Source organism: Azohydromonas lata, from assembly GCF_034427735.1.
Taxonomy (GTDB): Bacteria; Pseudomonadota; Gammaproteobacteria; order Burkholderiales; family Burkholderiaceae_C; genus Azohydromonas; species Azohydromonas lata.
Window position 1 is genome coordinate 276,070 of the sequence record NZ_JAXOJX010000002.1, and the last position, 6,314, is coordinate 282,383.

The 6,314-nt window shown below is 66.3% G+C and carries 5 protein-coding genes and 1 tRNA gene; 4 read left to right on the plus strand and 2 right to left on the minus strand.

Annotation, left to right across the window (positions count from 1 at the left end; genetic code table 11):
- Positions 1 to 184: 184 nt before the first annotated feature.
- On the plus strand, positions 185 to 2,155 hold the full coding sequence (acs, locus tag SM757_RS03390) for an acetate--CoA ligase (protein WP_066331919.1): 1,971 nt from the start codon (positions 185 to 187) through the stop codon (positions 2,153 to 2,155).
- A gap of 173 nt (positions 2,156 to 2,328) precedes the next feature.
- On the opposite strand, the gene SM757_RS03395 is transcribed toward acs, so the two are convergent.
- Positions 2,329 to 2,637, minus strand: a complete 309-nt coding sequence (locus SM757_RS03395; protein ID WP_157118731.1) for a c-type cytochrome — start codon at positions 2,635 to 2,637, stop codon at positions 2,329 to 2,331.
- Positions 2,638 to 2,752: 115 nt separating this feature from the next.
- On the minus strand, positions 2,753 to 4,432 hold the full coding sequence (ilvD, locus tag SM757_RS03400) for a dihydroxy-acid dehydratase (protein WP_322464360.1): 1,680 nt from the start codon (positions 4,430 to 4,432) through the stop codon (positions 2,753 to 2,755).
- A gap of 198 nt (positions 4,433 to 4,630) precedes the next feature.
- Between ilvD and lgt the strand changes: the two genes are divergently transcribed.
- The 3 genes from lgt (at position 4,631) to SM757_RS03415 (ending at position 6,256) form a co-directional block, all read left to right on the plus strand.
- Complete coding sequence (gene lgt, locus SM757_RS03405) at positions 4,631 to 5,428, plus strand: prolipoprotein diacylglyceryl transferase (RefSeq protein ID WP_322464361.1); 798 nt, start codon at positions 4,631 to 4,633, stop codon at positions 5,426 to 5,428.
- A 10-nt stretch (positions 5,429 to 5,438) separates the two neighbouring features.
- Positions 5,439 to 6,146, plus strand: a complete 708-nt coding sequence (gene dnaQ / locus SM757_RS03410) for a DNA polymerase III subunit epsilon (protein WP_322464362.1) — start codon at positions 5,439 to 5,441, stop codon at positions 6,144 to 6,146.
- Between the two features lie 35 nt (positions 6,147 to 6,181).
- Positions 6,182 to 6,256, plus strand: a tRNA-Val gene (locus SM757_RS03415).
- Positions 6,257 to 6,314: the final 58 nt, after the last annotated feature.

Consider the following 6,314-nt stretch of genomic DNA (forward strand, 5'->3'; position numbering starts at 1 on the left):
CGGAAGGCGAGCCATGGTCGACAAGTGGTTGAAAAGACGGGCCATTCTAGGGTTAGCCCTTGCTGCGCCGCAGCAATGAGTAAGCCCTTAGTCAGCCGCTTTGGACACAGTGATCCGGTCTGCCCAAATGACCTTTTTCAGGGCGCCCAAACATCTCTAACGCACAGGAACGCAGGAGACATCCATGAGCGAAGCCGAAACCAAGCTGTACCAGCCCGCCGAAGACGTGAAGAAAACTGCTTACGTCGCGGGCATGGAGGCTTACCAGGCTCTGGTGGCTGAAGCCGAAGCCGATTACGAAGGTTACTGGGGCCGCCTGGCCAAGGAGCTGGTGAGCTGGAAGCAGCCGTTCACGCAAGTGCTGGACAGCTCCAACGCGCCGTTCTTCAAGTGGTTTGCCGACGGCAAGCTCAACGCCTCCTACAACTGCCTGGATCGCAACGTCGAGGCCGGCAAGGGCGACAAGACCGCCATCATCTTCGAAGCCGACGGCGGCGAAGTCACCAAGGTGACCTACAGCGAGCTGCTGGAGCGCACCTGCCGCCTGGCCAATGCGCTCAGGGCGCAAGGCGTGAAGAAGGGCGACCGCGTCGTCATCTACATCGCCATGGGCATTGACGGCGTGGTGGCCATGCAGGCCTGTGCGCGCATCGGCGCCACGCACTCCGTGGTGTTCGGCGGCTTCTCGGCGCAGTCGCTGCGTGACCGCATCGAGGACACGGGCGCCAAGCTCGTCATCACCGCCGACTACCAGGTGCGCGGCGGCAAGCAGCTGCCCCTGAAGGGCATCGTGGACGAGGCCCTGACCCTGGGCGGCTGCGAGGCCGTCACCAAGGTGCTGGTGGTCAAGCGCACCGGCGCCCAAGTGAACATGACCGAAGGCCGCGACGTCTGGATGGACGACGCCCTGGCCGGCCAGGAAGCCACCTGCGAGCCCGAGTGGGTCGAGGCCGAGCATCCGCTGTTCCTGCTCTACACGTCGGGCTCCACCGGCAAGCCCAAGGGCGTGCAGCACTCCACCGGCGGCTACCTGCTGCACGCGATGCTGACCACCAAGTGGACCTTCGACCTCAAGGACGACGACGTCTTCTGGTGCACGGCCGACATCGGCTGGGTCACGGGCCACACCTACATCACCTACGGCCCGCTGGCCCTGGGCGGCACGGAAATCGTGTTCGAAGGCGTGCCCACCTACCCGGACGCCGGCCGCTTCTGGAAGATGATCCAGGACCACAAGGTCACCGTGTTCTACACGGCCCCCACGGCCATCCGCTCGCTGATCAAAGCCGCCGAGAGCAACGAGGCCGTGCACCCCAAGAGCTACGACCTGAGCTCGCTGCGCATCCTGGGCTCGGTGGGCGAGCCCATCAACCCGGCCGCCTGGGAGTGGTACCACCAGCACGTGGGCGGCAGCCGCTGCCCCATCGTGGACACCTTCTGGCAGACCGAGACCGGCGGCCACATGATCACGCCGCTGCCGGGCGCCACCCCGCTGGTGCCGGGCTCGTGCACGCTGCCTTTCCCGGGCATCCAGGCCGCGGTGGTCGATGAGACGGGCAAGGAAGTGCCCTGGGGCCAGGGTGGCATCCTGGTGGTCAAGAAGCCTTGGCCGTCCATGATCCGCACCATCTGGGGCGACCCCGAGCGCTTCAAGAAGAGCTACTACCCCGAGGACTTCAAGGGCCAGCTGTATCTGGCCGGCGACGGCGCCATCCGCGACGCCAAGACGGGCTACTTCACCATCACCGGCCGCATCGACGACGTGCTCAACGTTTCCGGCCACCGCATGGGCACGATGGAGATCGAGTCCGCGCTGGTGGGCTGCACCGAGCTGGTGGCCGAAGCCGCCGTGGTGGGCCGTCCCGACGACACCACCGGCGAAGCCATCTGCGCCTTCGTGGTCCTGAAGCGTCCCCGCCCTACGGGCGACGAAGCCAAGGCCATCGCCAAGCAGTTGCGCGACTGGGTGGGCAAGGAAATCGGCCCCATCGCCAAGCCCAAGGACATCCGCTTCGGCGACAACTTGCCCAAGACCCGCTCCGGCAAGATCATGCGCCGCCTGCTGCGCTCGGTGGCCAAGGGCGAGGCCGTCACGCAGGACACCTCCACGCTGGAAAACCCGGCCATCCTGGACCAGCTCGGCCAAGCCTACTGAGCCGGTTGATGCGCCCGCCGCTGGTTGCTAAGGCAACCGGCAGTGTGTGATCCTTTGAAAACGCCCCGCGCCGCGGGGCGTTTTTCATGGATGTGTGGTCCTGATGCGCGGCGGGACCGGACGAAAAAAAGCCCTGCGGCGCAGGGCTTTCTTGGCTTTGGGCCGGTGCCGAATTACTTCAGCGACAGCACCCACTTGACCAGGGTCTTGGCCTCGTCGGCCGACACTTGCGGGTTGGCGGGCATGGGCACCGGACCCCAAACGCCCGCGCCGCCCTTCATGACCTTCTCGGTCAGCTTGGCTTCGGCGGTCTTGTCACCGGCGTACTTCTTGGCCACTTCCTGGTAGGCAGGACCGACCAGCTTCTTGTCCACGGCGTGGCAGGCCAGGCAGTTCTTCTTCTGGGCCAGTTCCAGGTTGGCGAAGGCGGGGGTGGAAACAACCGCCGCGGCGGCAACGATCACGGGAAGCAGGGACTTCATGATTTCCTTTCGGGCTGCGGGATTCGATCTGTATATGTCGAGGTGCGCTACAGGCACAAAGCCTGCAACGCAATGATACGGGTCGCGGTTGACGGGGCCCTGACCACCGTCAGCTTCAGTCGAACTTGTCCAGCACGGCGCCCGTGGAGGCGCTGCTGGCGTTGCGCGCGAACTTGGCCAGCACGCCGCGGGTGTAGCGCGGGGCGGGCTGGCGCCAGGCGTCGCGGCGGCGTTGCAGCTCGGCATCGTCCACGTTGAGCTGCAGCAGCAGCCGGTGCGCGTCTATGGTGATGGAGTCGCCCTCGTGCACCAGCGCGATGGTGCCGCCCTCGAAGGCCTCCGGCGCCACGTGGCCCACCACCATGCCCCAGGTGCCGCCGGAAAAGCGCCCATCGGTGATCAGGCCGACGCTCTCGCCCAGGCCCTGGCCTATGAGCGCGCCGGTGGGCGCGAGCATCTCCGGCATGCCGGGCCCGCCCTTTGGGCCCAGGTAGCGCAGCACCATCACGTCGCCGGCCTTGATCTGGCCGGCCATGATGGACGCCAGCGCCGACTGCTCGTCGTCGAACACCCGCGCCGGGCCGGTGATGACGGGGTTCTTCAGCCCGGTGATCTTGGCCACGCAACCTTGCGGTGACAGGTTGCCCTTGAGTATGGCCAAGTGGCCCTGGGCGTAGATGGGGCTGGCGACGGGGCGGATGACGGGGTTGTCGGCGGTCAGGTCCGGCACGTCGGCCAGGTTCTCGGCCACGGTCTTGCCGGTGATGGTGATGCAGTCGCCATGCAGCAGCCCGGCCTTGAGCAGCTCCTTCATCACCACGGGGATGCCGCCGGCGCGGTGCAGGTCCACGGCCAGGTACTTGCCGGAAGGCTTGAGGTCGCAGAGCACGGGCACGCGCTGGCGGATGCGCTCGAAGTCATCGATGTCCCACTGCACGCCCGCGGCATGCGCGATGGCCAGGAAGTGCAGCACCGCGTTGGTGGAGCCGCCGGTGGCCATGATCACGGCCACGGCGTTCTCGATGCTTTCGCGGGTGACGATGTCGCGCGGCTTGAGGTCGCGCTTGACCGCCTCCACCAGCACGGCGGCGGCACGGCGGGTGCTTTCCAGCTTGGCGTCGTGCGGGTTGGCCTCGGTGGAGGAGTAGGGCAGGCTCATGCCCAGCGCCTCGAAGGCCGAGCTCATGGTGTTGGCGGTGTACATGCCGCCGCAGGAGCCGGTGCCGGGAATGGCACGCCTTTCTATCTCGCAGAAATCCTCTTCGGACATCTTGCCGGCGGTGAACTGGCCCACTGCCTCGAACACGCTCACGATGTTGAGGTCCTGCCCCTTGTAGTGGCCGGGCAGGATGGTGCCGCCGTAGACGTAGATGGCTGGCACGTTGGCGCGCAGCATGCCCATCATCCCGCCGGGCATGTTCTTGTCGCAGCCGCCGATGACGAGCACGCCGTCCATCCACTGGCCGCCCACGCAGGTCTCCACGCAGTCGCTGATGACCTCGCGCGACACCAGCGAGTACTTCATGCCCTCGGTGCCCATGGCCATGCCGTCGCTGATGGTGGGCGTGCCGAAGAGCTGCGCGTTGGCGCCGGCGGCCTTGAGGCCATCGACTGCCGCATTGGCCAGCCGCTGCAGGCCGGAGTTGCACGGCGTGATGGTGGAGTGGCCGTTGGCCACGCCGATCATGGGCTTGCCGAAGTCGCCCTCGGTGTAGCCCATGGCGTAGTACATCGAGCGGTTGGGCGCGCGCGCCACGCCCTCGGTGATGTTCCTGGAACGGCGGTTGACGCTCATGAATCTGCTCCTGCGCTGAAGTGGTCGCCGGCACGCGGGCAATGGCCGGGCCCTGCCGGCGCGCAGAAGTATGCGGCCGGCCTTGTCGGCCGTTTTCCAATGGGTCTGCCGCCAGTGGCTCTTTCCGGCTGCCAACGGCAAGTGGAGTGGCGGCCCGCGGCGGCGACAATCCGTCCCCTCTGAAGGAGGACATCGCCGATGCTCGTGCACCCACAGTTCGACCCCATTGCCCTGTCGTTGGGCCCGGTGCAGGTGCACTGGTATGGGCTGACCTACATGGCGGCCTTCGGCCTGTTCCTGCTGCTGGCGGCGCGCCGGGTGCGGCAGCCGTGGTTCGAGCAGGCCGGCTGGACGCGGCGCGACGTGGAGGACCTGCTCTTTTTCGGCGTGGTGGGCGTGGTGCTGGGCGGGCGCCTGGGCTATGCGCTGTTCTACAAGCCCGGCTACTACGTGATGCACCCGCTGGAGATCTTCATGGTCTGGCGCGGGGGCATGTCCTTCCATGGCGGCCTTCTGGGCGTGCTGGCGGCCATGGCGCTGTACGCGCGGCGGCGCGAGCGGCGCTTTCTGGAGGTGACGGACCTGATCGCGCCCTGCATCCCTGTAGGCCTGGCCTGCGGGCGCATCGGCAACTTCATCAACGGCGAGCTCTGGGGCAGGGCGGCCGACCCCAGCCTGCCCTGGGCCATGGTCTTCCCCCAGTCGGGCTCGGACATTCCTCGCCACCCCTCGCAGCTCTACCAGTTCGGCCTGGAAGGCGTGCTGCTGTTCGTCCTGTTGTGGCTGTACGCGCGCAAGCCGCGTCCGATTGGGCAGGTGTCGGGCGCTTTCCTGATCGGCTACGGCTTCTTCCGCTTCGTGGCCGAGTACTTCCGCGAGCCCGACAGTTTCCTGGGGCTGCTGGCGCTCAACATGAGCATGGGCCAGTGGCTGTGCGTGCCCATGATCGCCGCGGGCGTGCTGTTGTGGACGGCGTCCCGCCGGCGTGCCGGCTAGCATCGCGGGCATGCGACAGATCTTCCTCGATACCGAAACCACCGGCCTGAGCCCCGAGAACGGCGATCGCATCGTCGAAATCGGCTGCGTCGAGATGGTGGCGCGCCGCCTGAGCGGGCGCAGCAAGCACTTTTATCTGAACCCGGAGCGCAAGAACCACGAGGAGGCGGTGCGCATCCACGGCCTGACGGACGAGTTCCTGTCCGACAAGCCGGTGTTCGCCGCGGTGGCCGAAGAGCTGATGGAGTTCCTGGCCGGGGCGGAAATCATCATCCACAACGCGCCCTTCGACGTCGGCTTCCTCAACGAGGAGTTGCGCCGCTTGGGCCGGCCGCCGCTTGGGCAGCATGTCGCGCAGATCACCGACAGCCTGTACATGGCGCGCGAGCTCTATCCGGGCAAAGCCAACTCGCTGGATGCGCTCTGCCGTCGTCTGGAAGTCGACAACACCAGCCGTACTTTCCACGGCGCGTTGCTGGACGCGGGGCTGCTGGCAGAGGTCTACATCCGCATGACGCGCGGGCAGAACGCGCTGGTCATGGAGGAGGAAGAGGAGGTCGTTGTTGTCGAGGAGGAAATCCCGGCTATAGACCTGACGCAGTTCGATCTGCCGGTGTTGCGCGCGACCGAGGCCGAATGCCTAGCGCACGAGGCCGTTCTGGCAGAACTCGATAAATCTGCAGGGGGTATTGCTCCCTGGCGAAAACTCATGCCATAATCGCGGTCTTCCGGGACAGGAACAAAACGAATCCCGGGCGGTTAGCTCAGCGGTAGAGCACTGCCTTCACACGGCAGGGGTCGCAGGTTCGAACCCTGCACCGCCCACCAAATCGAGTCTCGCAGCGTTATTTGCTGAGAAGCTTTGGTTTCAAGGGTTTGGAGACGT

Excerpts from the sequence above, each read along its gene's own strand:
- acs (WP_066331919.1), top strand. The coding sequence starts at position 185 with ATGAGCGAAGCCGAAACCAAGCTGTACCAGCCCGCCGAAGACGTGAAG.
- SM757_RS03395 (WP_157118731.1), bottom strand. The coding sequence starts at position 2,637 with ATGAAGTCCCTGCTTCCCGTGATCGTTGCCGCCGCGGCGGTTGTTTCC.
- ilvD (WP_322464360.1), bottom strand. The coding sequence starts at position 4,432 with ATGAGCGTCAACCGCCGTTCCAGGAACATCACCGAGGGCGTGGCGCGC.
- lgt (WP_322464361.1), top strand. The coding sequence starts at position 4,631 with ATGCTCGTGCACCCACAGTTCGACCCCATTGCCCTGTCGTTGGGCCCG.
- dnaQ (WP_322464362.1), top strand. The coding sequence starts at position 5,439 with ATGCGACAGATCTTCCTCGATACCGAAACCACCGGCCTGAGCCCCGAG.